Below are 26,728 nucleotides of genomic sequence, written 5' to 3'. Positions count from 1 at the left end.
GGAGGTGCGCGGTCATTGGCGTTCATTGACGCTAATTGTGCCTGCGCGTATCATCGCACAGCCCTCGTAGCGCGCGATTGTGGCGGTATTTTCGGGGTATAGCGCAGTCTGGTAGCGCGCCTGCTTTGGGAGCAGGATGTCGGGGGTTCAAATCCCTCTACCCCGACCAGATGATAAACGCTGGCATGGGTTTGATGTGACTGCGCCTGTAGCTCATCCGGATAGAGCATCGGCCTTCTAAGCCGAGGGTAGCAGGTTCGAGTCCTGCCAGGCGCGCCAACTATTCGAATAATCCAGCAATCTGGATTATTCGAATAGTTGCTGTTGTTGGCAGGCGAGCACTGTATAAAGGTTCGACAACTTCTGAGCGAGCAGAAGTTGACCCAGGCTGGTCATGGTGAGCGTAGCTCAGTTGGTAGAGCTCCGGATTGTGGTTCCGGCGGTCGTGGGTTCAAATCCCATCGCTCACCCCAATCTTGTTACGTTTAAGATAAAATAATTCTGGTATTACTGGGCCGTTAGCTCAACTAGGTAGAGCAGTGGACTCTTGCAACAAGTGAGCGCTTGCGTTCGAAAGACGTGAGATGATCCGGGTGAATTGCGGGGAACCTAAGGGCGTTAGCCTATGGCAATCCGCAGCCAAGCCGGGGGTGCACCCCCGGAAGGTCCAGAGACTAGCGGAGGGGTCCAGTCCCCTTAATCACCGCCTGAAGCGCCCGGGACCCTAACAGGTAAGGCTGAGGGTCGTGAGATAGTCCAGTCCGGCCGGAAACGGCGGGGTAGCTGAATCCATTGGTTATAGGTTCGATTCCTATACGGCCCACCATCGACTCGACACCTTGCTGGTTTGTTTTGTAGCGGCCAGCGCAGTGGTATCAGGCGCTGTGTGCGTGTAACAACCTAGAACAAAACGCCACGATCGCCCTTCTGACACGCTATCATGGCCGGCGGGGCTTAATAGTTTTTTTCTACCCTCACTATAAAAATATTAAATTTTATTTATCATACGCCTCCCTTAAACTGCCTGGCTAATAAAGCAGGTGCTGCGTCGCATGCTGCAAGGTCATGGCTAAACGCACCGGCAGCATGAGCGCAACTATTGGGGCTGAGCATGGTCTTTTACGTCAGGCGCTCGGAATATCCTGTTGCCTAACGGCTATGTGATCGGAGCCCGACTCAGGAGGTAGGTATGTTTAAAGCGCTGTCAGTCGCTCTCGTTAGCGCACTTATTCTCGTGAGTTGTGCTACGTCTCCACTGGGGCGGCAACAACTCGTGATCTTTTCGGAAGCACAGATGGATGCGATGGGACTGGAAGCGTTTCAGGGCATTAAAGCAGAAGAACCCATTGAGCAGGATAAGCATATTAACGCGTACGTTGACTGTGTCGCCAACGCCATAACGCAAGAAATGGGGGGCAACTGGGAAGTGGTTGTATTCAAGGATGATAGACCCAATGCCTTCGCGCTCCCGGGTCGCAAGATTGGGGTTCATAGGGGTTTGTTAACCGTTGCCGAGAATCAAGATCAACTGGCCGCTGTGCTTGGTCATGAAGTGGCGCATGTGTTGTCCCATCACAGCAATGAGCGGGTTTCGCAACAGTTTGCCGTGCATACGGGGCTGAGTGTTGCTAGCGCTGTGGCAAACCCGCACAGCGCGTCGGGTGAGGCGTTGATGGGTGCGCTCGGTGTAGGGGCGCAGTATGGCGTCTTGCTCCCCTATAGCCGCGTTCATGAAAGCGAAGCCGACCTGTATGGCCTGGATCTCATGGCTGAGGCGGGTTTTGACCCGCAGGAAAGCGTCAACTTATGGGTCAATATGAGCGAAGCCGGCGGGGGACAGCCCCCCGAGTTTCTGTCCACCCATCCATCCCATGGCACCCGGATCCATGATCTCGAAGCGCGCATGCCGGATGCCATCCAACTGCGCGACCAGGCCCGCGCCCAAGGCAAAAATCCCCAATGTGAGCAGCAGCAATAATGCTGCTGTAATAAAACGGCAGGGTGCAATAGAGGTTCGTTTAGCAACGGCTATCGCACTTTAAATTAGACTCTCGCGCTCTGCCGCAAGAAAAAGCCCCCGCCAGGGCGGGGGCTGTGATAGCACATCATGACGATCCTTGTTCGAGAAGTGGTGCTTGCACTTTTACTCCTTGTCGGCCGGCCAGATCGAGAGATAGCTCACACCTGCTGAGGCACCGAAGCCCGTGCTGGTCTCAAGGGCCAGTGGCTGCAAGCTGAAATTCTTGTCGCCACCGCCGACGAGAACCGCGGCGCCCACACCGACGCCTGCCGCGGCACTGGCTTTCCCGCCAATGTAATCACCTGCGAGCGCATGCGCACCGGGTTCGACATCGCCGGAGAGAGCAAACACCATGTATGCGATTTGCTCATCGCCCACCGACTTTAGATCAAGTCCGATCCCGATACCTGTCTCGCCGTAATACTGCTCTTCGACGCCACCGTAGTTGAAGACGCATTCAACATCCACGGAGGAGTGAATGAGCATATTGAAACGCGTACCGGGGACGCTTTCACAGGTCAGCACCCCAACCTGGAGGCCGGGCGCTGCATTGGCCTCCATCGTAGATACCACAGCCAGTGTGGCGACGATGACAGGCAGAAAAACCGTGGTCGCTATAAACCTCGACCAACGGGTACTCAACAGATTACTCATATTTAAATTGCTAAGTTTCATCACATCATCTCCTATTCAGTAGAATGACGATGCCATCATCGCAGGGTCGTCCTTACCGGCCGCATACAAACGACTTACAAGTTGCTTACAGTTGTGCGAACCGGGGATGTGTCGGAGGATAGGGCAGCGTGTGGCCCAGGATTAGAATGGGCCTTGCCACCGACTTTTATTCGTCCACGTGTTAGCGGGACCATCCTTGCGCTTACCCATGCACATCGCTAAGGCGATATCGTGAGCTGCGGTCGGGTTTACGATCTGGTTTGCTGCGACGAACTGCAGTGCGGTTGAGAACATATCCCGCTTGTAGTCGGTAATATCTGCGCCTTCAAAAGCTGCAAGTACCGCGGGGAGGTCTTTATTTTTTACCACGGCAGCAGCTTCTGCGGCGTGGGCAAACTGGTGGCAATGGTTCGCTGATACGTTGCCGTCGGTCCAGGTCACCCAGAGTGCAAAGATTAATTCGTACATCGCAGCACCTCTTCTGTCCAGATAACGTCCATCTCACGAAATTGATTTGGTCCTCAGCAATCGCAATAGAAATTGCCGTGTGACGCCATACTGGCAGGGGGAGGGCTACAGGCTGCTTACAAGCGGCTTACAGATCGCTTACGGATCGGGGTGAGGTCAGGGGACGGGGCGGGGAGTTCAGCGACGCCAGCAAGCAGCTAGCTTTCTGCCTCGCCCCGTTGGCGCCGTCGCCTGAGCGCCCAGACGAAGACCACAGCCAGCAGAATGCCGATGCCGACACTGACGAGCGTGGTCTTCCTGAGGAAGATATGCCACCAGGGAAGGGGCTCCCCGTCGACGACTAATCGCCATCGCATTGGTAAGCTGTCGATGTTGGTCCAGGTGTCTGTCTCAACGGTTCCCTGGAAAAACGAAGCCCCGGGAAGAACGGGATTGTTGTCCGGTAGACTGGCTGATCCGGAGGCGCCAAGGGCCCCAGAGCCGAAGACGAGCGCGTATTCACCGGGTGGTAGGACCACGCGGAGGATTGCGCGCACATCCTTGCTGAGCTGCGTTGGTGTCAGCCGTGTATAGGCGAGCACCTTACTTGGTTGCCCGATCTCCGAGGGTTTGAACGAGGGAAAACCCGTCTCTGGCGAGATCTTTACGATGGCACCGAAGATAGCGCCCTGTTCGCCGCAGCCTGTGTTACAGCGCATGTGGCCCCCGATACGCGTGACTTGCGTATCTTGAGTTACCGTGAAGCGGTTTGCGAAATAGAGCGATGCATTGACCTCATGGCCACCGGATTGTCCGATGGGGCCGAGGCTGGCCGATTTATAGATGACGGCTGCATGCGCCACAGGGCTCGCAACGCACAACAGCACGGTGGCAAACAGGCAGCTTATGGCTGCACAGAATGGACGTGAATCTCCTTTCATGATCCGACGCCGTTGTCTCGGCTCTGAGGGGGCACTGTAAAATTTTCTGTTGATTGATCGCATATCATATTACACAACTTACCTGAGAATCGTACGCACAAGTTGATCGCTTGGACAGGTTCTAAGCAAGCGACGTCCTGAGGTGGCTTGTTTAGGCCGTAATAAAGGCGTAGTTTTGCCTTTTGCTCGGCCTCTTTGCGGTTCAACACAGCGTGATGGCCCGCCCGGGGTTTAAAAAGTGGTGGACGCAGTTCGTTCCAAGGCCTGTTGAGCGCAGCACCTATGTACTGATATCCAGTCTCATTCTGATACTACTCTTCTGGCAGTGGCGCCCGATGGCGGATGTCGTCTGGCAGGTCGAGAATACAGCCGGTCGCTTTGTTTTGATAGGGCTCTTCTGGATTGGCTGGGGTACCGTGCTCCTCTCGACTTTTATGATTGACTACTTCGATCTTTTCGGCTTACGTCAGGTCTATCTGCATCTGCGTGGCCTGGAATATACGTCGGTTGAATTCAAGACCACGGCGCTGTATCGGTATGTGCGCCATCCCATCATGCTGGGGTTCGTGATCGTGTTCTGGGCGACACCGGAGATGACACAAGGCCATCTCTTATTCGCTATTGCAACGACAGGCTACATTCTCATTGGTATCCAATTCGAAGAGCGGGATCTGAGGACTTTTCTTGGGCAACGGTACAACGAATACAGTCGCCAGGTGTCGATGCTCATACCGCTCCCAGGGAGAAAGTCGCGCGAGGGAGAATAGGCGACTCATCACCCCTGCCGCATCTATCAGATCATGTGGTTGACGGGAGCCGCGCAGGGTCGTCCGCTGCCACACTGGGGGGCGTGATGCGCTTGGCGAGTAGGGGGTCGGTGATGCTGCCAAGAGTGGCCTACTGGCTGATGCCGTCGGATAGGGGTCGGCCGCCTTTCCAAAAGATGATCAACACCTTAGCGAACACCTATGGTGCACCGGTGTTTGAACCCCATGTGACGATCTTTGTAGGGGAGCGCAGTGACAATGAATCGCTTGGGGATGTGATTGAGGAGGCAACCGCCGGGATGGAAGGCGTTTGGCTTCGTATCGATCGCATTGGTCATACAAGTGATTTTACGAAGACGTTATTCGTGCAGTTTCATCCATCACACAGGCTGAGTGCCTTATCAGACGCCTTGAGGCAACGCTTGGCAAAGCCATCTGATTATGTCCTTGATCCACATCTGAGCTTGATCTATCACTCGATGAGTGAGGCGGAAAAGGAGAAGGTCGCTGCGTCATTGATCATCCCTGAACCCAATATTTACTTTGATGAAGTGCGGGCAATCGCAACGCCAATATCTGTCAGGGACAGGCAAGATGTCGAAAGCTGGAAATTACTCTATCGCAAGAGACTAGAAGCGGTGGAGAGTTCCCCACGATAAACAGGCCAATTCACCGCCGCGCAATGCGACGCAGTCACGTCATTTCCGTCAAGAGTCGTGGGCGGCCAATGTAATAGCCCTGGGCGTAATCGATCCCAATCTCTCGAAGCATCTGCAAGATAGACTCATTCTCAACGAACTCGGCAATCGTTTTCTTACCCATTACCCGTCCAATCTCATTGATCGAGTTAACCATAACGAAGTCGATGGGATCCTCCACAATGTTTTTCACAAACGAGCCGTCGATCTTTAGGAAGGTCACTGGCAGGTTCTTAAGATATGCAAACGAGGACAGACCACTCCCGAAATCATCTAGCGCAAACAGGCAGCCAAGCTCTTTCAGTGCTTTAATAAATCGGGTTGCGCTCGAGAGGTTTGCAATGGCCGCTGTCTCTGTTACCTCAAAGCAGATCTTCTCCGGTGGAATTTTTGTCTTGTTGAATTGACGGACGACGAATTCAAGAAACGTATCCTCCCCCAGGGAGTGGCCGGATAGGTTAATGGAGCACATGGCTAAGCTTGCCAAGTGCTTCGGGTTGCTCGTCAGCCACTCAAGCGCCTTGGCGACGACCCAGCTGTCGACCTTCGTTGAGAGGTTGTAACGCTCCGCTGCAGGGAGAAAGGCGCCCGGCGGCACAAGACGCCCTTCGTCACCTTCCATCCGAAGCAGGAGTTCATAATGATCGCCGTCATCATCCGCTGTGACGATAGGCGCGATAGGCTGGAATACCAGATGGAAGCGATCCTCGTCGAGTGCCCGGTGGATCCGAGAGACCCATTGCATTTCCCCACGTCGCCTTGCCAGATCGGTATCGGCCTTGTGGTAAATATGCGTTCGATTGCGTCCGGCGTCCTTGGCGGCGTAACACGCTTCATCGGCCATCCTTAATACACTTTCCACACCTTCACTGGCTTCGTCGATGGGCACCAAGCCGATGCTGACGCCAATGCTGAAACGTTTGTCTTTCCAGACGAACCGAAACTCTTGAATTGCCTTCTGCAATGCATTGGCAACCCGGCTCGCTTGCGTCAATGAGCAGTGTTCCATCAAGACTCCGAACTCATCTCCCCCTAAGCGGGCCAAGGTGTCGCGTTGCCTTACCTTCCCCCTCAAGACCTCGCCAAGTTGCCGCAGTAATTCATCACCGGCAACATGCCCACAGGTGTCATTGATGACCTTGAACTGGTCGAGGTCTAAGTAGCACAGGGCGTGCTTGTTTTTGCCTTTGCGCGCATTCTGTAACGTGCGCGTTAAACGGTGTTCAAATTCCCGGCGATTAACCAGTCGCGTTAAGACATCGTGACTGGCCTGGTAGGAAAGCTCTTCGGATAGCTGGCGAGCCTCTGTGATGTCCTCACATACGATCAACAGGGTTGATTGACCATCGGCACCTTTCACGACCCGAGCCGTTTCCTGAACCCACAGCATGGTCCCGTGCTTGCGCACCTTGCGGATCTCCCAACGGTGCAAGCGATTCGGCTCGCTCAGCGTCTTCTCCAGCATCTGCTTGGCCGTTTCCTTATCTTGGTCGTGAAACAAATCAATAATGGAGGTGCCAACGAGTTCCTTTCGCGTGTAGCCAAGCTGCTGAGCACCAAAACGACTGACGGATAAGATGGTCCCTTTTGCACCGACGGTGAAGTACATCGAGGGAATGTCGTCATACAAGACGCGATGTCTTTCTTCGCTGGCCCGCAACGCACTCTCGGCTCGCTTGCGTTCTGTAATGTCACGTGCAATCGCCAGTATCAAAGCCCGCTCGCCAATTTGGATCGTCGACGCTGAGATCTCGACTGGGATCGTTGCCCCCGATCTTGTCTGACAGGTCATCTCGCGGGTATAGCGCTGCTCATTCTCACGTATCTCAGCCGCAATACGGCTAAAATGGCCCATCTCCTTCGGGTAGATCCGACGGACCGGCATTCCGGCCAGTTCCTCAGGTGTGTACTCCAGCATCGCAGCTGCCCTCGGGTTCACTTCAACGATCTCGTCCTTCTCCGAATCGATGATGAAGATGCCGTCATTGGCGAAGGCATAGATTCGTGTAAGGCGTTCCTGACTTGCGCGTAGTGCTTCTTCTGCCTGCTTGCGCGCTAAGGCGTTGGCAAAGATTTCCCCGACGAGTCGCAGTCGTTTGACAAGCCCGTCAGGCCAGCTTCGTTCCGAACGAAATGACGCCAGTGCCATTGCGCCCAGAGTCGAACCGCCCACCGTCAAGGGGATGGTCAGGTTGGCCTTGAGTCCCTCCCTCAAATAGTAGGCCCGCTCATTAACTGCGACCTCCGGCACATCCGCCGGCCGCGATATACGAATAATCTCACCACGACGCAGTGTTTCGGTAAACCAGGGAAATTCGTCCTGCCTATGGAGGTTCGTTGCCGGCTTGATTCCAGAGGTAGCATAGGAATTTACTACCCGAAGTCGGGACTTATCATCCGAAAACCGGTATAGAGTGCTGCGGTCGAGGCCCAAAAGCTCCACAATGCGCTTCAAACCGTGCTGGATTTCCTTGTCGACTTCTGAGATCGGCAGGTCGACAAAGCTCGTGGAGATCGTTGAGACAAGCTGCTCAAATTTTAAACGCTCCCCAAGTGAGTCCTCCGCCTGTTTGCGCTCGGTGATGTCCGTCCACGAGCCGACAATTTTAACTGGTTCCCCGGCTTCGTCGCGGATCAGACGAAAGTCATCATGGGTCCAGCGGTACTTGCCGTTGGCGGCCTGAAAGCGATATTCGAGCGTACCGCCACCTTGTTTGAGTGCTCCCTCCACCTCACGGGTGATACGCGCCGCATCGTCTGGGTGGACATGGTTGATCCAGAACCTCGGATCGCTGGTCATCGCCCCAGGCTCATAGCCCATAACCTCCAACAAGTTTTCGCTCACAAAGTTGCACGCGTGTTCGTCCTCGACGCTCGTCGCGTAGGTAACGGAGGGACTCGCATTCAACAGGTGTTGGAAATGTGTCTGGGCCTCCCGGAGCGCTTCCTCGGCATGCTTACGCTGGGCGATTTCCCGCTGCGCCGCCTGAGCGAGCATCCGGTTCTTCATGATGAGGGGCGGCTCACTGAGGGCCTGCCTGATTGTCGACATCACCTCTTCTAGGTCCAGCGGCTTTACGACGAACGCCGATGCTCCGTCGTCTAATGTCCCTACCGCCGTGTCCAGCGAGGCATGGCTAGCAATGATAATGACCACCATATTGGGGTGCCTTTCCCTTAATGGTGCCACAAGCTTTACGCCTTGCATGTCCGGCAGCCCGATCTCTAAGAGCGCGACCTCAAACGACTGGCCTCCCGCTTTTTCTAGGGCCTCGAGCGCCGTTTCCGCAGTTTCGACCTCGTAGCCATTTTGCTCAAACGCGAGCGACAGGCTGCGACGGCTGCTCTCGTCGTTGTCAATGATCAGAATGCTGGCCTTTTCACTCATTTTGCGCTGGCCCTCTCCACGTCGGGGCGACGTCAGCCGCAAGTCGCAGGCGTGCCCTCAACCGCTGGTCGGGTCGATTTAATGGTATTGTTTGCTTCAGCCATCTCGGCAGCTACCCAAGCCAGGTGCCCCATCTCTCGTTGCCAGTGCACCGATCCCGGGCCCTGGTTTGGGGTGTTAACTCGAGCAGACCGATCGACACCTTGCCCGGGCCTCTTCCTTCTGAGAAGGCCAGGGCATGACCATCGATCGCATTGATAGCTTAGTTCATCTCCATTTGATCATTCTTATTATTAAGGTCAGGCGGCTCCCTAGATCGTCTACCCCCGCGAAGAGCGCCCGCCGAACCGTTTCGCCGTTCACCGCAATAGGAGAGCAATTTTTTAATTGTAGCACCTGTGGCGTCTGCTAAACCGGGAAGGCATGGGTAGGGGGAAAATTCTCGGTTCGCCCGGTGCTTGTTGGCTCCGCGTCGGGTGTCCCGTGTGGCGGGTCGCTGGCATCGCCGACACCCGTGTGAGCGCAGAACTCGGTTGGCTTGGAAACAGGCTAGACTTTTTATTGGCATGTGAGGTAGAAGGTACTCTCGCGCCGCGCTTGGCTTGCGGTGATGTTGTGACTTGAAACCCCGAGGAGGCTCGGATATGAAACGACTCGTTCTAAAGGTGAGCATCTTGTGCCTATTTTTTTACGCACAAGCGCTATCGGCCGGCAATATGCGCTGTGGCGGTGAAATCATCGAAGATGGCCAGACCGTTGGGCCTTATAAAAACGAAATCCTTCAGTTGTGTGGACCGCCAACGGATGACTCTGGCGATCAATGGATCTATGTTCGGCATGGCTCAGCTAGCAAGGTCCTGCACTTTAATTCCGAGGGCCAGCTCGAGAGTATCTTTGATCAATATCACCACTAGCGATCACTGGCGAGCCGATACGATTCCGTATAGCGCGCGCCCATATGCAATGCCGGGCGTACCGCCTGCGTCAGAAGCTCAGAATTAGAAATTCTGTAGGCTGATTTTCTTCAATTACGCTCGACAGTACACCCTGATCCTGCAATCGCCCACTGAGTAAGGAAAGACACCGATGGAGCAAACATCGCACCGCAATGCACTCCCATTGGGCTACGAACTGCACTGGTACCGGATAGAAGGGATCCTGGGACAGGGTGCATTTGGGATCACCTACCTCTGTCACGACATCAACCTCGATCGGCATGTGGCAATCAAAGAATATCTACCGGCCCAGTTCGCAATGCGTGAGACGGATGAAACAGTCCACCCGCTTTCTGAGGAGCATGCAGAACAGTTCAGGTGGGGACTTGACCGCTTTATCAGTGAGGCGCGCACGCTCACGAAGTTCGAGCATCCGAACATTGTGCGGGTTATAAATGTTTTTGAGGCGAATAATACGGCCTATATGGTGATGAGCTATGAAGTCGGTAAGAGCCTAAAAGATTTTCTGGTTAGCCAAGGGACATTGGAAGAGGCAGAACTCATCAAGATCCTTCTGCCCATTCTTAGCGGCCTAGAAGAGGTCCATGAGGCAGGCTTTATTCACCGGGATATCAAACCCGGCAACATTTTTATTCGCGGCGATGGGAGCCCGGTCCTGCTGGATTTTGGCTCCGCACGCCAAGCCCTGCAGCAACAATCACGCACGCTGACAAACATTGCCACACCTGGCTACGCCCCCATCGAGCAATACGCCGGTAAGAGCGAGATGGAGGGCCCTTGGACCGATATCTACGGGCTCGGAGCGACGCTGTATCGGGCGGTTACGGGAGTGACGCCGGCGGACGCGGTCGAACGAAGCGCAGGAATCACACAAAACGCTGCAGATGAATACAAGGCGAGCATTGAAATGGCCGCTGGAAGGTATTCTGATCGCTTTCTGCGCGCCATAGATCATGCACTGGCGTTCAAGTCCCAAGACCGTCCGAGCTCAGTGCGTGAGTGGCGGGAAGAGTTTGGCGTAACAAGAACGGGCCCAACGCGCCCACGCAAGAAGATGGTCAAATGGGGGCTTCACAAGGGCCTTATCGTTGCCCTTTTGTTTCTGCTCGTTATCTTCGTTGGTCTCTTTATCATTGCATCGATGCCTGAACAGCATGTTGGCCCGGAGGTTTCTGACATTGATGAACCCGCCCAGACCGTTGAGCAGGCGGTGATGGTCGGGCCGCGGGAAACCGAGCCGGGGGTCTCCACCGAAGCGCCGGGTGTTCCCGAAGCAGCACAGCCCGTTGTGTCCTCACAGAATGCCGAGCGCATCGACAAACTCTTGAAAGGCGCCGAGACAGATTTCAAGGCATGGCGACTTTCCAGTCCTAAGGGGAAAAATGCGCTGGATAAGTACTATGAAGTATTAGCGCTTGACCCGAATAACCAGGATGCGAAAGATGGTATCGAAGCGATCGTCAATCGGTATGTTCATCTTGTCTACCGCGATCTCGATGCTAACAAAATTGAACAGGCGAGATACTATTTGCGGAAAGCCTCGCGCCTAGCACCGGATGCGGATAACGTTCAACGTGCAACAAAGGCGTGGCTTGCAAAACGCGAACAAGCTCAGACATATTCTTCGAAAAAACGTCTTAAGGAGTTTAGGGAGCGATTTTCACGCTCAAAAACGGGGCAGCAAGAATCAGCTGATTCGGGCATACGGGGAGAAGAATTCAAGGAACGCATAGGTGGTGAAACGGATCGATGAGTAAGGTTCGATATGTGAAGACGTACTTAGCGGCTGGTATCGTTTTAATTGCAGCCACCATGAACGCTGCCGCTGCCGTCTACAAGTGGGAGGATGATGAGGGCAATGTCACCTACTCCGATAATCCATCTGAGGAACACAAGGGAGAAATCGTTGACGTTAGGCCGTTACCTTTTTACGAAGCGACAGGAGAAGCGCGGCAGCGATTGAGAGAGCAATTGAACAACCAGCAGTCTTCGCCCGGAGGTGATGCACACGAGGGGGACGATCATTTGCCGGTGGTGTCAGATGCTGTGCCATTTTATGAATCATCTGAATACCTTGAAACGGTCAATGCCGACATTGCACTGGACTGGAGCGCGGGCGAAGTAGTTGGACAGTTTTCAATTGTATTACGGCCCAAGCCGAGTATGCCTGATGGCGTCTATCTCGAGGCTTTTTTTGAAGACCCGTTGGATCCGTATGCTCCGATTGTAATTGGCAGGACGCGGCATGGATCGGAGGTCGAGGGATTTATTTCTCCTAAGCTGCGAGGCCTAAAATGCAAGGACTATTGGATCGCAGTCTATGTATGTCATTGGAGCGGTTGTGTAGACAACCCACGCGACAGTGATCCTAAAGTATGGAGTGTTCATTGGCAGTCGGTGTCTTCACGAGTCGACACTCGAATGGTGAAATCTTCTGAGGAATGGATCGACGTAATGGCGCAACTTGCGGACGGTGGCACTTACTGTCCTTGACGCTAAGGGTTGGATCTGCAAACGCACAATTCCTCGGTAACATGAGGTCGAAGATTAAATCTGGCAACATGTGTGTTCGCAGGCTATTTGGATGCAGCGAGCTATACTACGTGAGAGATGGGAGAATACGTAGCGCGTTTCGTGCATCAGCCGACAATGGGATAAGCTGTATGATCAATGGCTCAGCTTCAACGGATGCTCAAGTACCCAGAGGCGTGGAAACGATGGGAACATTGATTCGCTACTGCATCGGCGTATTGTTATTCGCTGTGTGCTGCAATAGTCATGCGCTCTACGTCTGGGTTGATAGTGAAGGCGTGAAGCACATCAGCACCGTCCCGCGCTCGTGTATTACCCGTGAAAAAACTGTTCGGATCGAGTGCATGCCGACATCACCTAGCCAAGAAGCGAGACTTCAAAGGGAAGCGGAACGGGCCCGTCGCACCGCAGAAGCTGAGTATCAGAAACTACTGGACGAGAAGGAACGGGTTGAGGCGGATCGCACCGCTGTATTTCGGCGCCTAAAAACGGCCACTATTACATATGAAGAATTGACAGAAGCTCGCGTCGTTGGCGATGAATTATTTGCCATCGACGAAAAGCTAGATAAATTCTATGATAAGCCGGATCAAGAAACTCGACGTGAAGCGAGAGCGATAGAGAATCTAGATATGGAGGAGGAACTTGCACTTGCCGAAAACCGGCTTAAGGAACAACAGCGAGATGCAGAGATGCAGGACATCAATCAAACACTTGAGGGACTTAAACGCTATTTTCGTGGGTATCGTTGACTGTAACCGGCACGTTCCCCGCAGCTAGCATCACGTCACACTTCCAGGTCAACAACGCTTTGTCGCGGCGCTCTAACCGACGCGTCGTTTTCCCTATATTGGCCGTATGGCACAAACAACCCGGCTTCCGCTAAAGGGCGTCCCTCGGGCCTACGTCACAATTTGCGCAGGGCTGGGACCGTTTGTCGGCCGATCCGCACCTCCTGTCGTGCAGAGGCTGACATGCTGCATTCGGGTTGCTAGAAGTAGTTTTATGAAGAGGTCGAGCGGATGCAGAGTTTTAAAGGCAATCTCATTCGTTCATTTGAGGCGCTGCGATGACAACAAGCATGCAATACTTTTTGATTCCAGCCGTGCTGGCCGTCTCCCTGCTCGCTGCGACAGGCGGCCATGGGGATCTGCAAAGGACCGCTGGTACGCAGGGTGCATATCGGCACGACCTAATGTCCTATACGCCAGATCGGCGGTTACCGCCGGTTGAACGCAGTCGGCAAAGCGACCAAGCCAAAGTGGCGTTACAGAATCGGCACCAGCAGAAACGGTGCTTGCCGTTGGATCCTCAGGGGAGATGCGCCTTATGATGCTCACATTGCAAGATTTTGACGCTGCCGTAGCCGCCTATGAACGAGCCGATTATACCGTGGCGCTTAGCACATTTTGGCTGATGGCCGAGCAGGGAGCTCCTGTTGGGCAGTGCTTCCTTGGGGATATGTACATGAATGGCAAGGGGGTACTGCTAGACCCCGTGGAAGGGGTGAAATGGTGGCGGAGAGCTGCAGAACAAGGTCAGGTCCATGCCCAATACAACCTCGGTGTCGCCTATCTCAAGGGGACAGGTGTCCCGCAGGACTATGTAGTGGCGTATGCCTGGTTTAACGTGGGCGCAGCCGCGGGAGATGATACGGCGAGCAAGAGTCGGGATATCATGGTTGACTTAATGACGCCAGCTGAGATCGAAGCGGCAAGAAAGCTGTCTTGCCAGCTATTCGAAACGTATAAGGAACAAATTGGAATACGGCATTAGCCGTTACCTTAACTTCCCACCGCCCCTTAGTGACTAAGTCGCAAATCCGGTAAGAGAGTAGGGGCGCAATTCCAATAGATTTTCTATACTTCGGTTACGGCTCTGTAGAGCGCGATCCGAGGATACGTCTCGTGTCGCTGTAGTTCGCATTTACGCAAAGCTGACCGAGGGCGAATTATATTCATTATCGAACAAGAAGAGTTTTTCCTGACTGTGGGCTATCCTCGATCCACAGGTACGATTCTTAGCAAACAGGGTTGATGAGGTTTTCGCTACCCCATAAGCTGTGAAAAACGCATAATTTTATTTGGAGATCGTTAATTGTGATAAATGGTGACGGCGAGCGGATGCGTGGGTAACAGGTACTATTCTAATCAGTTATTGATAAAAGAGGGGTAGGCAAGATGGCAGCGAGGAAAAAAGTGGCAAGAAAAAAGGCGGCAACTAAATCTGCAATGCCAACAGCCGGGTCAAAAAGAATGAAATATATTAAGGCAATGAGTACTCGGCAAGGCCAATTGGCTAAGTCGATCACGAATTCCTACAGTAAAGCTATTCGGCTCATCAATAAGGAAGTTGCTGCTGGTAAAAGGACGATGGATCGTTTGCTGAAACAACAAAAACAAGCGGCGAAAAAGTTGAAAAGGCTAACAGTACGGTACAGAAAGAAAGCTGTACCCGTAACGAAACGGGAGATCGCAAAACTCAATAAAGAACTGCACAATATGGCCGTTTGGTTAAGGAAATCGAAGCTTGCGGATGCTGCCTCTAGCGCTGAACTCGCGGCTTTAAAGATGGCAGCAAGAAGTAATGCAGCCCTTATAAAAATGATGGAAAGGACGCAGAAAAAATTGGAACTACAATTGGCAAAGCCTAAGACAAGTTCAAGAACGCGAAAAACAAAAGCAAAAGCGGAAGCCTGAAGCCAATGCCGCCAGCGTTTTGTCGGGAGTTATCGGGCAAATCTGTTTAATTTTCATAGGTTGCGGTCCAGATCACCGCGCCATACAAAGAAATCATAATCCTTACCTGTGCGGGTAAAGGAGGTTTCCGGATTAACGCTCACCCAAATGCAGCTTTTCAAGCTAGCGCGACACTAACCTAAGCAAACCAATAGCGGCGGTGCCATCAATCCGGTCACGCGTGGAACGCCACGCGGGCTGGCGCTCATGGGGGGTGGAGAGCTCCAGTACGTTGACTTCGATGTGGCCGTGGCAAGTCAAAAGAATGATGAGAAATCGAAGGTGATCTCTGTGCTGGCGGTGGAAGGCAAGGGCGTCGCCCCCGAAGGCAGCTGGTATGTCAGCCGACTCAAGTTTCGTGTCCCGATTGGACTACCCATCGGCAAGAAATAACGGTACACACCGCTTAGCGCTATGGTGGTGTATACAGGCGGGTGGCAGGCGACGTGCGCCGCCTTTTTCTTCTGAGCCGATCTCAAAGTCGATGCCACCACGAACCACCGATTTAATCGCAAGATGTGCGTCCCGCCATCGACTCGTAGTATCATGCAAGGACATGCGGCTCTGGCCTATTTACCGAGTCTAACGATAGGATCCTGATGCGGGCTCATTCGATGCACGACAATAAAAAAAACGCGCCGAACCTCTCAGAGCTGAACCGGCAGGGCAATGCAGTTGATACCGCCGCGGTGCGCGCTCGCTCTGGTGCCGTGACGAGGTTTGATCGGTGGTTGGCACGCACCCTATTGCGCATTGTGGGCGATCCACCGTTTTCTATTGTGTTGTGGGATGGACAAGAGATTATTGCGCCAAACATCGTGCCGCAGGCCAGGGTGAAGATTGATAGCCGCAGCGCCATCTACAAGTTGATGATCGATCCTGATCTGCATTTTGGTGATCTGTATAGTGCGGGCCGTGTTGACATTGAAGGGGACTTCGTGGCGTTCCTCGAGTCCACTTATATGGCGCTCGCTCGTCGCAAGGGACATAAGATCTCCCGGTGGTTATCACGATTGCTACGTGGCCGCCGGCGCACCAATACGCTTTCTGGTTCGCGCAATAACATTCACCACCATTACGATATCGGTAATGCCTTCTATGAATTGTGGCTAGACTGTCCAGCCATGCAGTACACCTGTGCCTATTTTCCAGACCCGACAATATCCCTCGAAGATGCACAGACTGCCAAGATGCATCATATCTGCCGCAAATTGCGCCTGGAGCCCGGTCAAATTGTTGTGGAAGCCGGATGTGGGTGGGGCGGTCTTGCAGCCTTCATGGCGAAACACTATGGCGTAACGGTCAAGGCATACAACATCTCCCATGCGCAAGTGGCCTATGCACAGGAACGGGCTGCGCGAGAAGGCTTGTCCAAGCGTGTTGAGTATGTTGAAGATGACTATCGCAATATCCAGGGCGAGTACGACGTGTTTGTGTCGATTGGTATGCTGGAGCACGCCGGTCCTGAGAACGAGTACGAATTAGGCGGCGTAGTTGATCGGACTTTGAAGGACAAGGGCTTTGGCCTTATCCATTCAATCGGTCGCAATAAAGAGATGATGCTGAATACTTGGATCGAGAAGCGTATCTTCCCGGGCGCGAGTCCCCCTAGCCTTCGCCAGATGATGGATATCTTTGAGCCGTGGTCTTTTTCAGTTCTCGATGTCGAGAATTTGCGCTTGCACTATGCGAAGACACTGGAGCATTGGCTCGCACGTTTTGAGGCGCACGTTGATGAGATTCGGGAACAGTATGATGACCCGTTTGTTCGCGCCTGGCGTCTGTACTTAGCTGGGTCCATCGCGGGATTTACTACCGGTTCAATGCAGCTATTTCAGATTGTTTTCACACGACAGAGAAACAATGATTTACCGTGGTCGAGAGCGCACCTGTATGAGTTATAAGGGTGTCGTTCGGAGCGTCGTGAGAGAATGGATCGATGTGATGTATTGATCGTCGGTGGGGGTCCCGCGGGATCGTCATTGGCCTGGGCATTAAGGGGGTCTGGGCTAGACGTAATCGTCATGGATAAGAAAACGTTTCCCCGTGATAAGGTTTGCGCTGGCTGGGTCACGCCGGCGGTCATCGATGTGTTACAGCTTGATATGGAGGATTATCGACAAGGCCGGGTGTTTCAGCCGATCCATGGATTTCGGATCAGCTGTATGGGGGGTAAGCAGGTTGAAACATTCTATTCAGGGCAACCAGTCAGTTATGGCATCCGCCGGTACGAGTTCGATCACTACCTTCTGGAACGTTCGGGCGCCACGTTGCGTTTAGGAGAGCCCTTTAAGGGCATGGTACGTAACGGTGATACATGGATCGTCAACGAGCAGATTGAAACGCCGCTCGTAGTGGGCGCTGGAGGACACTTTTGCCCAGTGGCCCGGGCCATAGGTGCCAAACTTGGACGAAGCGAGATGGTGGTGGCCGCCCAAGAGATTGAATTCAAGCTGAGGCCGGAAGAAAGCGCGGCCTGTAACGTCAAACCAGAGGTGCCCGAATTGTTTTTTTGTGAAGACCTCGGAGGATATGGCTGGGTGTTTCGGAAACAGGACTATTTGAATGTCGGACTCGGCCGAGAGGACAATCATAAACTCTCAGAACACGTGGAGGAATTTTGTGCATTCTTGCAAGAGCAGGACAAGCTGCCCCATGACGTAAACCATAAGTTTAACGGCCATGCCTATCTGTTGTATCAGCACGCCGCCCGGCAGGAGTTTGTTGATGGCGCGTTCCTGGTTGGTGATGCAGCGGGATTGGCTTATCCACAGAGCGGTGAGGGTATTCGGCCTGCCGTGGAGTCGGGGATGATGGCGGCGGACGTGATCCGGGCAGCCCAGGGGGATTATCGGCGTGAGCAACTCGCGGGCTACCTGGCGCGCCTCAGGCAACGCTTCGGTGAACGGGAGGCGGACCCAAGCATCTCGGCAAAGCTGCCCGACTGGCTAAAAAGATCCCTTGCGCAGAAGCTGCTAGCGACTCATTGGTTCACCCGTCACGTCGTAATGGATCGTTGGTTCTTGCACTTGGGTGAGCCGCCCTTGTACACGGATTAAGGGGTTGGTTTCCCTTTGCAGCCGAACGCTATCTCCTGTGGAGGAATTTGCTGTTTATTCTTCCCCAGGACTCGTGCCTGCCATGCCGGTGTAGTTGCGCGCGAGGCATAACTGTGTCACATCTCAAATATTTTGCCTATGGGTCTAACATGCACCGTGGACGCTTTCGTCAGCGGGTTTTATCGTTTCGTTCGTTGGGTGTATCAGAGCTGCCTGAATTTGTGTTGCGCTTTCATAAAAGGGGCCTCAAGGATAGTTCTGGGAAATGTAATGCCTACTACACGGGCGTGAAATCTGACCGTGTTATCGGTGTAGTCTATGAAATCAGGGCACGTGACAAGGTGCAGCTCGATACCGTTGAGGGTTTGGGTAATGGCTATCATAAGGCGAATGTTACAGTGACAATTGAAGGGGAAGAGCAAACCGCCTTTACGTATCTCGCGGATCCACAGTTTATCGATGACTCACTAAAGCCGTTTACTTGGTACAAAGCCTTTGTTGTATATGGTGCACGCGATCATGCGCTACCTCGGTCATATATTGATCAGCTTGGTGCAGTCAACGCCGTCCCCGATCCAGATATGACTCGGGCAAAGACAAATACACGCTTAGTTCGTTCACTCGAGTGTCTTTCGAAAAGCATGCAAGGCACGATTTCCCTATCTGCGTCGGCACAGGATACGTCCCCCTTGCGGTGAAAAAAGAATTGCGAATAACAGGGCGCACAACGTTCAAGGAGCTTCTATACTGAACCAGAGCAATTGATCACTATTTTGCGGAAATCATCTGAAAATGGTGAACACAGGGGCATGTGTATTCGTTTTAGTTATTAAGCCATCGATTTCCGCAAAAACCTTACAAAGCACCGGCGTTCACACCTATGTCGACGGATAATAGCAAAGGACAGGTCAAATCCCAGGTATCGGGTGCCTGGCACCAGAAGGTCTTTGAAGAAAGAAGGCGATTTCCGAGACTCATTGTGAAACGCCGTGTCGAGGTCCGTACATCAAATGGTGATCTGGTCGATGCGGTGGTCCATGACATCTCGCCGGATGGATTACAGGTACGCTGTGACCGGAAAGCAGCGAAGCTCATCCATCCGAGTGGAGCATTCATTAAACCGGAGGATGCACCAGAGGTGGATATCCGGCTGAGCGTGGCACTGAAGAAAGGAGAAGTGGAGGTCAAGGCCCATTGCAGATTGATGTACATTGCCGTCGTCCCGGGTAGCATCGCCTTCGGGATGAAGTTCACCAAATTTGACGGGGACAGTGCCAACGTCCTCAGGCGCTTTATCGAAGAGTCCATGGAACCCGCATAGGGTTGCTTGGATCATCGGGTGGGGTCGTGCGGGACACACCCTTTAATCGTATGCCTTAAATTAGCTGGGACTCGGTACCCTCAAGCATCTCCCTCAAAACGCACCTGGGCGAAAGGTGATCGGATCTTAGCGCTACTCCGCCTCGCTTGTGTTTTTGGTAGAGTTCCCGGCTGCCGTGGCATCGGGATATCCGATCGCGTCGAACTCCTCCTTAAGCCTTGTCGGGTGATAGCCCATCAATACCTTGTCTTCGCCGATGGTGATGGCAGGCACTGAAAGAGAACCAATCTTTTCTTCTAGCTCAAGCTGCACATCAACGTCATCGGCCACGTTTTTCTCGGTAAACGGGATCTCCCTCTGATTAAGGAAGTTTCTGACGAGGTCACAGGCGTCGCATTCAGGGATCCCATAAAGCGTGATCGGGTACTTCTCTGCGAGTTCGTCGACCGACGACCTTGTACCGCCGTCCTGGCCCGCCGGATGTTGGCCTGTTGATAGCTTTTTCTCGCCGACGGGTGTGCTACCTGGCGGGCAGTAATCGCGGAAGGAATGGGTACCCTCTTCATCCACACACTCATAGACCTTAACGGCGCTGAGCTTAGACGCTGCAAATAGATACAGCGTTGAAAGAATCACGGTGGTGACCAATCTCATGCCGCTGGTTGCCTTATGGTTACAAAAGTGCTTGCCATACAGTATAGCAAGTGTATGTCTTAATGGTGAGGACGAATTAATGCTTGCAACATCATGGGAAGCTGACTATTTTCAGAAGTAGAAACCATAGGGTCATGGGATGATAGGGCAGCGCGAGAGGCGCCAGCGGGGTGTCACGGTGGCCGCCGCGGGGGCCTAAGGGGTCATTGGGAGAGGGGTTACAATGCCTGGCACGGCACATATAATGTGGCCAGCCAACGCTCTGCGACCCGACAGCCGGCGGGGCGCAACGCGTATGGCCTGACGGGTCCCCGGGAAGGTCTCTTGTGTCGATTGTCTCCACTCATCTCTGCAGCTCGGCCCGAATTTGGGCGGTTACCTGGCAGAAGAGTGACTTGGGGGAACTGCGAAAGTGGCGGAATTGGTAGACGCGCTGGCTTTAGGTGCCAGTGGGGCAACCCGTGAGAGTTCGAATCTCTCCTTTCGCACCAATAGGCCGCTATGTTGCGCAACAAGCCGGAACAGGGTTTTGCTACCATAGCCTTGCTTCTCGCTAGAATCGGGTTAACAGTACGCACCAATGCAAGTTTCAGTTGAAACTACCGGTCCACTCGAACGACGCATGAAAGTCGAAGTACCGCCAGAGCGCATTGAGCATGAAGTACAGACTCGCTTACGCAATCTATCCCGTAAGACGCGGTTGGATGGATTTCGTCCGGGCAAAGTGCCCATAGGCCTCGTCCGGAAGCGATATGGACCGCAAGTTCGTCGCGAGGTGGTCGGAGAGGTTGTTCAATCGAGTTTTCGCGAAGCGGTGACCCAGCACAAGCTGAGGCCTGCTGGTCACCCGACCATTGACCCGCTCAATGATGATCCGGGTACGGGGCTGTCGTATACAGCGACGTTCGAAATTTATCCGGAGTTCAAGGTTGGCGCTGTAGAAAAGATCAAATTCGTGAAGCCCGTCTGCGCCGTGGCAGATGAAGACGTCGACAATATGGTCGAGGTACTTCGCAAGCAGCAACGGAAGTTGGAGAAGGTAGACCGCCCCGCGCAGCTCGGTGACGTTTTGAAAATCGATTTTACGGGAACGGTTAACGGGAGGATCTTCGAGGGTAGCGAAGCAAACGGTTTTGAAATTGAATTGGGTTCAATGCGTGCGTTGAAAGATTTTGAAGAAGGGCTTGTGGGAGCTAGTGCGTCTGATGAGTTGACCTTAGGTTTGAAATTACCTGATGACTATCGCAACAAGGATGTAGCGGGCAAACCCGCACAGTTTAAGGTCAAGGTCCACCAAGTATCTGAGCCGATACTCCCGGAAGTTGACGAATCATTATTTAATGCGTTTGGGGTCGCTGAGGGCGGACTGGAAAAGTTCAGGGAGGAAGTTCGTAAGAACATGGAGCGGGAGGCCGATCAAACAATTAAGAACAGGGTTAAACATGAGATTATGGATGCATTGTTTGCAGCTAATCCCATTGATTTGCCAAAAGCACTTGTGGACTCTGAGGCACAGAGTCTTTTAATTGAGATGCAGAATGCGATGAAGCAACAGGGGGCTAGTAACGAAAGTTATGAGAATTTGCAGCCTGCCATGTTTACTGAGCAGGCGCAAAGACGTGTGGCGTTGAAGTTGATACTGGGAGAGATCATCCAAAACAACAATCTGAAGCCTGACGCGGGGAGGGTGCGCGCCGCGGTCGAAGGGATTGCCGCGAGCTATGCGGACCCGTCTGTGGTGATTAACTGGTACTACAGTGATCGAACCCGGTTGATGGAAGTGGAATCCGCTGTCCTTGAAGAGGAGGTCGTCAATTGGATCTTGGATCGCGCCCAGGTTAATGAGGTCGAGACCGCGTTTGACGCCTTGATGAATAAAGGGCAGACTGATGTTGGATAGCGGAGACGTGGCGAGTGGCAGATAACCCAAATACCAATTCTCCTGGAGAAATCAAGGCATTGAATCTCGTGCCAATGGTGGTTGAGCAGACGGCCAGAGGTGAACGTGCCTATGATATTTATTCGCGGCTCTTAAAGGAGCGCGTGGTTTTTATCGTTGGTGCGGTCGAGGACAATGTGGCGAATCTAGTCGTGGCACAGCTTTTGTTCCTGGAGTCTGAGAATCCTGATAAGGATATCCACTTATACATTAATTCGCCTGGCGGGCCTGTCTCTGCGGGACTTGCAATATATGACACCATGCAATTTATTAAGCCCGATGTGAGTACGATGTGCGTCGGTCAGGCTGCTAGTATGGGTGCGCTATTGTTGGCAGGTGGAGCTAAGCGCAAGCGCTTCTGTCTGCCGCATTCGCGGATTATGATTCACCAGCCGCTGGGGGGATTTCAAGGCCAGGCAACGGACGTTGACATTCACGCGCGGGAGATACTTAAGGTGCGTGAACGGCTGAACCATATCCTGTCAAAGCATACGGGACAGCCGCTTAAGGCGATTGAGGCTGATACTGAGCGCGACAATTTTATGGGTGCTGAAGAAGCCAGGGACTATGGGCTCGTTGATGCGGTGCTCTCACAAAGGGACACAACAGCTGAATCGTGGAGGAATCGCAGTTGAATTACACCTAGATTACGTTATGTTTGATATTAATACGTTACGGATGCACGGGTAGGCGCAAAGGTGCTTTATGACTGATAACAAGCACAGCAAGGGTGGAGACGGCGATCGGCTCCTCTATTGTTCTTTTTGCGGTAAGAGTCAGCACGAAGTTCGTAAACTCATTGCAGGTCCTTCTGTATTTATCTGCGACGAGTGCGTTGAACTTTGTAATGATATCGTGCGTGAGGAGATCCAGGAAAAAACTTCCAGTGGTGCGGGAAGTATCTTACCTACGCCCCATGAGATCAAAAAAATCCTAGATGAATATGTCATTGGTCAGGAACAGGCCAAGAAGATCCTGTCGGTCGCGGTATATAACCATTACAAGCGGTTAGAGAAAGGCACAAAGAAATCCGATGTAGAACTTTCAAAAAGTAATGTGCTGCTAATTGGTCCAACAGGTGTTGGAAAGACCTTGCTTGCTGAGACTCTTGCACGCTTCTTAAATGTCCCATTTACAATCGCCGACGCGACCACACTCACGGAAGCGGGATATGTGGGCGAGGATGTTGAGAACATTATTCAAAAGCTCTTGCAAAAATGTGATTATGACGTTGAAAAGGCCCAGACCGGGATTGTGTATATTGACGAGATCGACAAGATTTCACGCAAGTCAGACAATCCTTCGATCACGCGCGACGTATCTGGCGAAGGTGTGCAGCAAGCCCTGCTCAAACTCATTGAAGGAACGATCGCGTCGGTACCTCCGCAGGGGGGGCGCAAGCATCCCCAGCAAGAATTTCTGCAGGTCAATACGGGCAACATCTTGTTCGTTTGCGGTGGCGCCTTTGCCGGCCTCGACAAGATCATTCGGGAGCGTTCAGAGAAGGGTGGGATTGGATTCTCGGCTGAGGTCAAGAGCAAGAACGACAAGCAGAGCATGAATGAAATCTTGGGTAGCGTGGAACCCGAGGACCTGATCAAATACGGATTGATCCCCGAATTTGTGGGGCGCATGCCGGTGGTTGCCAGCCTTGACGAGCTGGAAGAGAGCCAATTGGTCCAGATCCTGGTGGAACCAAAAAATGCGATCACCAAGCAATATTCCAGGCTCTTCGAAATGGAAGGTTGCGAGATCGAATTCCGCGAAGATTCCCTGCGTGCCGTTGCTCGAAAGGCTATGGAACGCAAGACCGGCGCTCGGGGACTGCGTTCGATCCTTGAGAACGTATTGTTAGACACGATGTATGATCTGCCTTCCTTGAAGGGGATGACCCAAGTTGTGGTCGATGAGGCGGCCATCCTTGGGGAATCGAAGCCGCTGATGATCTATGAGGGATCGAAGATACCGAAGGTCGCCTCTGACTAAGCTCGAGGGCTGGGCCCCTTGGGGGGCGGTGGCGCGCCTGCCTACCCATGGGCACGCCTACGGTGTGCTTTTGTGGCCTAAAGACTTGAAAAGCCCTGTTATTTCCCCCATATATAGCCTGAGTGGCATGTTAACCTCACAATCTCATTAGAGGGATACGGAATGGAAAACGATCAGTCTTCCAAAGACTTGCAACTACAAGCTCAGGTGGCCCCTGTTCTGCCGCTAAGGGACGTTGTTGTCTATCCGCACATGGTGATTCCGCTCTTTGTAGGGCGGGAGAAATCCATTAAGGCCTTGGAAAGGGCCATGGAGGAGGGGGGCAACAAGCAGGTCTTACTGCTGGCGCAGCTCAGTGCCGCTCAAGACGAGCCGAGCATGGACGATCTCTATTCCGTCGGCACCCTGTCGAATATTCTCCAACTCCTCAAATTGCCTGATGGCACGATCAAGGTTCTAGTGGAGGGTGTTGTCCGCGCTCGTGTTCTGCAGTTTGTTGGCACGGATGATTACTTTTCCGCTCAGATCGAACTCTTAGAATCCACGTCAGCGGACGACTTGGAACTGGAAGCACTGGTTCGTTCCGTTACAGGTCAATTCGACCAGTATGTCAAGTTAAACAAGAAGGTCCCTCCTGAAATCATCTCTTCGTTGGCTGGCATTGACGATCCAAGCCGTTTGGCAGACACCGTTGCGGCGCATATGTCCGTAAAGATTGAAGAGAAGCAGAAAATTCTTGAGATCGTTGATGTTGCTGGACGAATTGAACGCCTGCTTGCCCTCATGGAGTCGGAAATCGACCTGCTCCAGGTTGAGAAACGTATTCGTGGCAGGGTTAAGAAGCAGATGGAGAAGAGTCAGCGGGAGTACTTTCTTAATGAGCAGATGAAGGCCATTCAGAAAGAGCTGGGCGAGATGGAAGAGACTCCGAATGAGGTTGAGGATCTCGCGAAGCAAATTGAGAAAGCCGGCATGCCCAAGGAAGCTAAGGAAAAAGCGACCTCAGAGCTCAATAAACTCAAACTGATGTCGCCCATGTCTGCCGAGGCAACTGTTGTGCGCAATTATATCGACTGGCTACTGAGTGTACCGTGGAAAAAGCGCACGAAGACCAGCCGCGATATTGCGAAGGCCGAGACGATCCTTAATGAGGATCATTATGGTCTTGAAAAGGTGAAGGAACGGATACTTGAATATCTTGCTGTACAACAACGCGTCAGAAAGCTTAAGGGTCCGATATTGTGCCTTGTTGGACCACCAGGTGTTGGTAAGACTTCACTAGGCAAGTCGATCGCGCGTGCAACCAACCGTAAGTTTGTGCGTATGTCCTTGGGCGGAATCCGTGATGAAGCGGAGATCCGGGGACACCGTCGCACTTATATCGGTTCGTTACCCGGAAAGATCATTCAGAGTATGGCAAAGATTGGCACGAGAAATCCGCTGTTTCTACTCGATGAAGTCGATAAGATGGCGATGGACTTTCGCGGTGATCCGGCTTCCGCACTCCTTGAGGTGCTTGATCCTGAGCAGAATAACACGTTTAACGATCACTATCTGGAAGTGGATTATGATCTCTCAGAGGTCATGTTTGTTACCACAGGCAATAGTCTAAACATTCCGCCAGCGTTACTCGATCGTATGGAAGTCATTCGTCTATCGGGATACACCGAGGACGAGAAGGTCCAGATCGCCATGAAATATCTTGTTCCCAAGCAGCTCAAGAACCATGGTCTTAAATCGAGTGAGTTGTCGATCAGTGAAAGTGCGATTCGGGAAATCGTTCGCTACTACACCCGTGAAGCTGGGGTGCGGAACCTTGAACGCGAGATCGCCAAGATCTGCCGTAAAGTTGTTAAGCAGGTGTTGCTGAAGCCGGAGAAGAAGGTCACGGCAGTGAGTTCGCGGAATTTAGCGAAGTTACTCGGTGTTAAGCGCTTCCGTTACGGCCGGGCTGAAGAGGAAGATCGGATCGGTCTGGCGACGGGGCTGGCTTGGACTGAGGTTGGTGGCGAGCTGCTCACGATCGAAGCAGCCGTCGTTGCGGGGAAAGGTAAGGAAACCTACACGGGGCAACTCGGCGAAGTAATGCAGGAATCGATCAAGGCGGCCATGACTGTTGTGCGCAGCCGGAGTGACACGCTGGGCATCGATCCCAATTTCTACCAGAAGCACGATGCCCACTTCCACGTGCCGGAGGGGGCGATTCCCAAGGACGGTCCCAGTGCCGGTGTCGCGATGTGCACAGCCTTGGTCTCTGCGCTGACCGGGATCCCGGTTCGTTCGAGCGTCGCAATGACGGGTGAGATCACGCTTCGCGGCGAAGTTTTGCCCATTGGTGGTTTGAAGGAAAAACTGCTGGCGGCACTACGCGGCGGCATTGCGACGGTCTTGATCCCGAAGGAAAATGAGCGCGAACTCGTGGAAATACCGAAGAATATTAAACACAATTTAGAAATTCGTCCTGTCCGTTGGATTGATGAGGTGCTCGAGATTGCACTGCAGCGAATGCCAGAAGCGTTGTCCGTCAGTGACGAACCGGACGAACTCGTCAAGCAGGAGGAGCCCGAGACGGATCTAAAGGGCGACGTGATAAGAACTCATTAGTGC

Annotated in this window: 24 protein-coding genes, 4 tRNA genes and 1 pseudogene; 23 read left to right on the top strand and 6 right to left on the bottom strand. The window is 53.0% G+C overall.

Annotated elements, in window-relative coordinates; all coding sequences use genetic code 11:
• Positions 1-92 precede the first annotated feature (92 nt).
• The 4 genes from O6944_07450 to O6944_07435 all read left to right on the top strand — a co-directional run bounded on the left by O6944_07450 (position 93) and on the right by O6944_07435 (position 1,978).
• Positions 93-169 (top strand) — tRNA-Pro (locus O6944_07450).
• Between the two features lie 33 nt (positions 170-202).
• Positions 203-279 (top strand) — tRNA-Arg (locus tag O6944_07445).
• A 118-nt stretch (positions 280-397) separates the two neighbouring features.
• A tRNA-His gene (locus O6944_07440) sits at positions 398-473 on the top strand.
• Positions 474-1,189: 716 nt separating this feature from the next.
• Positions 1,190-1,978 carry a M48 family metallopeptidase gene (locus O6944_07435; protein ID MCZ6718964.1) on the top strand — a complete coding sequence of 263 codons (789 nt, stop codon included), beginning with the start codon at positions 1,190-1,192 and terminating at the stop codon, positions 1,976-1,978.
• 165 nt (positions 1,979-2,143) lie between these two features.
• On the opposite strand, the gene O6944_07430 is transcribed toward O6944_07435, so the two are convergent.
• The 3 genes from O6944_07430 to O6944_07420 form a co-directional block, all read right to left on the bottom strand.
• Positions 2,144-2,695: a DUF992 domain-containing protein gene (locus O6944_07430; GenBank protein ID MCZ6718963.1), complete on the bottom strand. Its 552-nt coding sequence runs from the start codon at positions 2,693-2,695 to the stop codon at positions 2,144-2,146.
• 141 nt (positions 2,696-2,836) lie between these two features.
• Positions 2,837-3,163: a hypothetical protein gene (locus O6944_07425; protein ID MCZ6718962.1), complete on the bottom strand. Its 327-nt coding sequence runs from the start codon at positions 3,161-3,163 to the stop codon at positions 2,837-2,839.
• Between the two features lie 197 nt (positions 3,164-3,360).
• Positions 3,361-4,083 (bottom strand): hypothetical protein, encoded by a 723-nt coding sequence (locus tag O6944_07420; protein ID MCZ6718961.1) that lies wholly within the window; start codon positions 4,081-4,083, stop codon positions 3,361-3,363.
• A gap of 182 nt (positions 4,084-4,265) precedes the next feature.
• Here O6944_07420 and O6944_07415 point away from each other — a divergent pair.
• Both O6944_07415 and O6944_07410 read left to right on the top strand, forming a co-directional pair.
• A pseudogene (locus tag O6944_07415) lies at positions 4,266-4,850 on the top strand (NnrU family protein).
• A gap of 113 nt (positions 4,851-4,963) precedes the next feature.
• Positions 4,964-5,509, top strand: coding sequence for a 2'-5' RNA ligase family protein (locus O6944_07410; protein ID MCZ6718960.1), 546 nt, complete (start codon positions 4,964-4,966; stop codon positions 5,507-5,509).
• 34 nt (positions 5,510-5,543) lie between these two features.
• On the opposite strand, the gene O6944_07405 is transcribed toward O6944_07410, so the two are convergent.
• Positions 5,544-8,936, bottom strand: a complete 3,393-nt coding sequence (locus O6944_07405; protein MCZ6718959.1) for an EAL domain-containing protein — start codon at positions 8,934-8,936, stop codon at positions 5,544-5,546.
• 644 nt (positions 8,937-9,580) lie between these two features.
• On the opposite strand from O6944_07405, the gene O6944_07400 reads away from it, so the two are divergent.
• The 8 genes from O6944_07400 (at position 9,581) to O6944_07365 (ending at position 15,555) form a co-directional block, all read left to right on the top strand.
• A complete protein-coding gene (locus O6944_07400; protein ID MCZ6718958.1) occupies positions 9,581-9,850 on the top strand; it encodes a hypothetical protein in 270 nt (89 codons plus the stop codon).
• 172 nt (positions 9,851-10,022) lie between these two features.
• Positions 10,023-11,645 (top strand): serine/threonine-protein kinase, encoded by a 1,623-nt coding sequence (locus O6944_07395; GenBank protein MCZ6718957.1) that lies wholly within the window; start codon positions 10,023-10,025, stop codon positions 11,643-11,645.
• Positions 11,642-12,385 (top strand): DUF4124 domain-containing protein, encoded by a 744-nt coding sequence (locus O6944_07390; GenBank protein MCZ6718956.1) that lies wholly within the window; start codon positions 11,642-11,644, stop codon positions 12,383-12,385. The genes O6944_07395 and O6944_07390 overlap by 4 nt, the downstream gene beginning before the upstream one ends.
• A gap of 224 nt (positions 12,386-12,609) precedes the next feature.
• A complete protein-coding gene (locus tag O6944_07385; GenBank protein MCZ6718955.1) occupies positions 12,610-13,176 on the top strand; it encodes a DUF4124 domain-containing protein in 567 nt (188 codons plus the stop codon).
• Between the two features lie 317 nt (positions 13,177-13,493).
• Positions 13,494-13,757: a hypothetical protein gene (locus O6944_07380; protein MCZ6718954.1), complete on the top strand. Its 264-nt coding sequence runs from the start codon at positions 13,494-13,496 to the stop codon at positions 13,755-13,757.
• Complete coding sequence (locus tag O6944_07375; GenBank protein MCZ6718953.1) at positions 13,754-14,200, top strand: tetratricopeptide repeat protein; 447 nt, start codon at positions 13,754-13,756, stop codon at positions 14,198-14,200. The genes O6944_07380 and O6944_07375 overlap by 4 nt, the downstream gene beginning before the upstream one ends.
• 404 nt (positions 14,201-14,604) lie before the next feature.
• Complete coding sequence (locus O6944_07370; protein ID MCZ6718952.1) at positions 14,605-15,123, top strand: hypothetical protein; 519 nt, start codon at positions 14,605-14,607, stop codon at positions 15,121-15,123.
• 246 nt (positions 15,124-15,369) lie between these two features.
• Entirely contained in the window at positions 15,370-15,555 is a 186-nt protein-coding gene (locus O6944_07365; protein ID MCZ6718951.1) for a hypothetical protein, read from the top strand.
• Here O6944_07365 and O6944_07360 read toward each other — a convergent pair.
• Entirely contained in the window at positions 15,535-15,720 is a 186-nt protein-coding gene (locus O6944_07360; protein ID MCZ6718950.1) for a hypothetical protein, read from the bottom strand. The genes O6944_07365 and O6944_07360 overlap by 21 nt on opposite strands.
• A 41-nt stretch (positions 15,721-15,761) precedes the next feature.
• Between O6944_07360 and O6944_07355 the strand changes: the two genes are divergently transcribed.
• The 4 genes from O6944_07355 (at position 15,762) to O6944_07340 (ending at position 19,542) form a co-directional block, all read left to right on the top strand.
• Positions 15,762-17,066: a cyclopropane-fatty-acyl-phospholipid synthase gene (locus O6944_07355; GenBank protein ID MCZ6718949.1), complete on the top strand. Its 1,305-nt coding sequence runs from the start codon at positions 15,762-15,764 to the stop codon at positions 17,064-17,066.
• A 27-nt stretch (positions 17,067-17,093) separates the two neighbouring features.
• Complete coding sequence (locus tag O6944_07350; GenBank protein ID MCZ6718948.1) at positions 17,094-18,221, top strand: NAD(P)/FAD-dependent oxidoreductase; 1,128 nt, start codon at positions 17,094-17,096, stop codon at positions 18,219-18,221.
• 113 nt (positions 18,222-18,334) lie between these two features.
• Positions 18,335-18,919, top strand: coding sequence for a gamma-glutamylcyclotransferase (locus O6944_07345; GenBank protein MCZ6718947.1), 585 nt, complete (start codon positions 18,335-18,337; stop codon positions 18,917-18,919).
• 182 nt (positions 18,920-19,101) lie between these two features.
• Positions 19,102-19,542 carry a PilZ domain-containing protein gene (locus tag O6944_07340; GenBank protein ID MCZ6718946.1) on the top strand — a complete coding sequence of 147 codons (441 nt, stop codon included), beginning with the start codon at positions 19,102-19,104 and terminating at the stop codon, positions 19,540-19,542.
• A 132-nt stretch (positions 19,543-19,674) separates the two neighbouring features.
• On the opposite strand, the gene O6944_07335 is transcribed toward O6944_07340, so the two are convergent.
• Positions 19,675-20,196, bottom strand: a complete 522-nt coding sequence (locus O6944_07335; GenBank protein MCZ6718945.1) for a glutaredoxin family protein — start codon at positions 20,194-20,196, stop codon at positions 19,675-19,677.
• A gap of 406 nt (positions 20,197-20,602) precedes the next feature.
• Between O6944_07335 and O6944_07330 the strand changes: the two genes are divergently transcribed.
• From O6944_07330 to lon, 5 genes are all read left to right on the top strand, one after another.
• Positions 20,603-20,687 (top strand) — tRNA-Leu (locus O6944_07330).
• A gap of 89 nt (positions 20,688-20,776) precedes the next feature.
• Complete coding sequence (tig, locus tag O6944_07325; GenBank protein MCZ6718944.1) at positions 20,777-22,096, top strand: trigger factor; 1,320 nt, start codon at positions 20,777-20,779, stop codon at positions 22,094-22,096.
• A 50-nt stretch (positions 22,097-22,146) separates the two neighbouring features.
• Positions 22,147-22,770 (top strand): ATP-dependent Clp endopeptidase proteolytic subunit ClpP, encoded by a 624-nt coding sequence (gene clpP, locus O6944_07320; GenBank protein MCZ6718943.1) that lies wholly within the window; start codon positions 22,147-22,149, stop codon positions 22,768-22,770.
• Between the two features lie 70 nt (positions 22,771-22,840).
• Positions 22,841-24,121: an ATP-dependent Clp protease ATP-binding subunit ClpX gene (clpX, locus tag O6944_07315; protein ID MCZ6718942.1), complete on the top strand. Its 1,281-nt coding sequence runs from the start codon at positions 22,841-22,843 to the stop codon at positions 24,119-24,121.
• A gap of 162 nt (positions 24,122-24,283) precedes the next feature.
• Entirely contained in the window at positions 24,284-26,725 is a 2,442-nt protein-coding gene (lon, locus tag O6944_07310) for an endopeptidase La (protein MCZ6718941.1), read from the top strand.
• The last annotated feature ends 3 nt before the right edge of the window (positions 26,726-26,728 follow it).

It is taken from the genome of Gammaproteobacteria bacterium, from assembly GCA_027296625.1.
Lineage (GTDB): Bacteria > Pseudomonadota > Gammaproteobacteria > JAKEHO01 > JAKEHO01 > JAKEHO01.
The sequence above is the reverse complement of the archived record's forward strand: the minus strand, read 5'-3'. Positions and strand labels throughout refer to the sequence as shown.

What these genes read in the sequence shown, in the direction of transcription:
- tig (MCZ6718944.1), top strand. Translation starts at nt 20,777, where the DNA reads ATGCAAGTTTCAGTTGAAACTACCGGTCCACTCGAACGACGCATGAAA.
- O6944_07370 (MCZ6718952.1), top strand. Translation starts at nt 14,605, where the DNA reads ATGGCAGCGAGGAAAAAAGTGGCAAGAAAAAAGGCGGCAACTAAATCT.
- O6944_07380 (MCZ6718954.1), top strand. Translation starts at nt 13,494, where the DNA reads ATGACAACAAGCATGCAATACTTTTTGATTCCAGCCGTGCTGGCCGTC.
- O6944_07410 (MCZ6718960.1), top strand. Translation starts at nt 4,964, where the DNA reads ATGCTGCCAAGAGTGGCCTACTGGCTGATGCCGTCGGATAGGGGTCGG.
- O6944_07335 (MCZ6718945.1), bottom strand. Translation starts at nt 20,196, where the DNA reads ATGAGATTGGTCACCACCGTGATTCTTTCAACGCTGTATCTATTTGCA.
- clpX (MCZ6718942.1), top strand. Translation starts at nt 22,841, where the DNA reads ATGACTGATAACAAGCACAGCAAGGGTGGAGACGGCGATCGGCTCCTC.
- O6944_07395 (MCZ6718957.1), top strand. Translation starts at nt 10,023, where the DNA reads ATGGAGCAAACATCGCACCGCAATGCACTCCCATTGGGCTACGAACTG.
- O6944_07355 (MCZ6718949.1), top strand. Translation starts at nt 15,762, where the DNA reads ATGCGGGCTCATTCGATGCACGACAATAAAAAAAACGCGCCGAACCTC.
- lon (MCZ6718941.1), top strand. Translation starts at nt 24,284, where the DNA reads ATGGAAAACGATCAGTCTTCCAAAGACTTGCAACTACAAGCTCAGGTG.
- O6944_07350 (MCZ6718948.1), top strand. Translation starts at nt 17,094, where the DNA reads ATGGATCGATGTGATGTATTGATCGTCGGTGGGGGTCCCGCGGGATCG.
- O6944_07425 (MCZ6718962.1), bottom strand. Translation starts at nt 3,163, where the DNA reads ATGTACGAATTAATCTTTGCACTCTGGGTGACCTGGACCGACGGCAAC.
- O6944_07365 (MCZ6718951.1), top strand. Translation starts at nt 15,370, where the DNA reads ATGGGGGGTGGAGAGCTCCAGTACGTTGACTTCGATGTGGCCGTGGCA.
- O6944_07360 (MCZ6718950.1), bottom strand. Translation starts at nt 15,720, where the DNA reads ATGTCCTTGCATGATACTACGAGTCGATGGCGGGACGCACATCTTGCG.
- O6944_07385 (MCZ6718955.1), top strand. Translation starts at nt 12,610, where the DNA reads ATGGGAACATTGATTCGCTACTGCATCGGCGTATTGTTATTCGCTGTG.
- O6944_07400 (MCZ6718958.1), top strand. Translation starts at nt 9,581, where the DNA reads ATGAAACGACTCGTTCTAAAGGTGAGCATCTTGTGCCTATTTTTTTAC.
- O6944_07420 (MCZ6718961.1), bottom strand. Translation starts at nt 4,083, where the DNA reads ATGAAAGGAGATTCACGTCCATTCTGTGCAGCCATAAGCTGCCTGTTT.
- O6944_07375 (MCZ6718953.1), top strand. Translation starts at nt 13,754, where the DNA reads ATGATGCTCACATTGCAAGATTTTGACGCTGCCGTAGCCGCCTATGAA.
- O6944_07435 (MCZ6718964.1), top strand. Translation starts at nt 1,190, where the DNA reads ATGTTTAAAGCGCTGTCAGTCGCTCTCGTTAGCGCACTTATTCTCGTG.
- O6944_07405 (MCZ6718959.1), bottom strand. Translation starts at nt 8,936, where the DNA reads ATGAGTGAAAAGGCCAGCATTCTGATCATTGACAACGACGAGAGCAGC.
- O6944_07340 (MCZ6718946.1), top strand. Translation starts at nt 19,102, where the DNA reads ATGTCGACGGATAATAGCAAAGGACAGGTCAAATCCCAGGTATCGGGT.
- O6944_07390 (MCZ6718956.1), top strand. Translation starts at nt 11,642, where the DNA reads ATGAGTAAGGTTCGATATGTGAAGACGTACTTAGCGGCTGGTATCGTT.
- O6944_07430 (MCZ6718963.1), bottom strand. Translation starts at nt 2,695, where the DNA reads ATGAAACTTAGCAATTTAAATATGAGTAATCTGTTGAGTACCCGTTGG.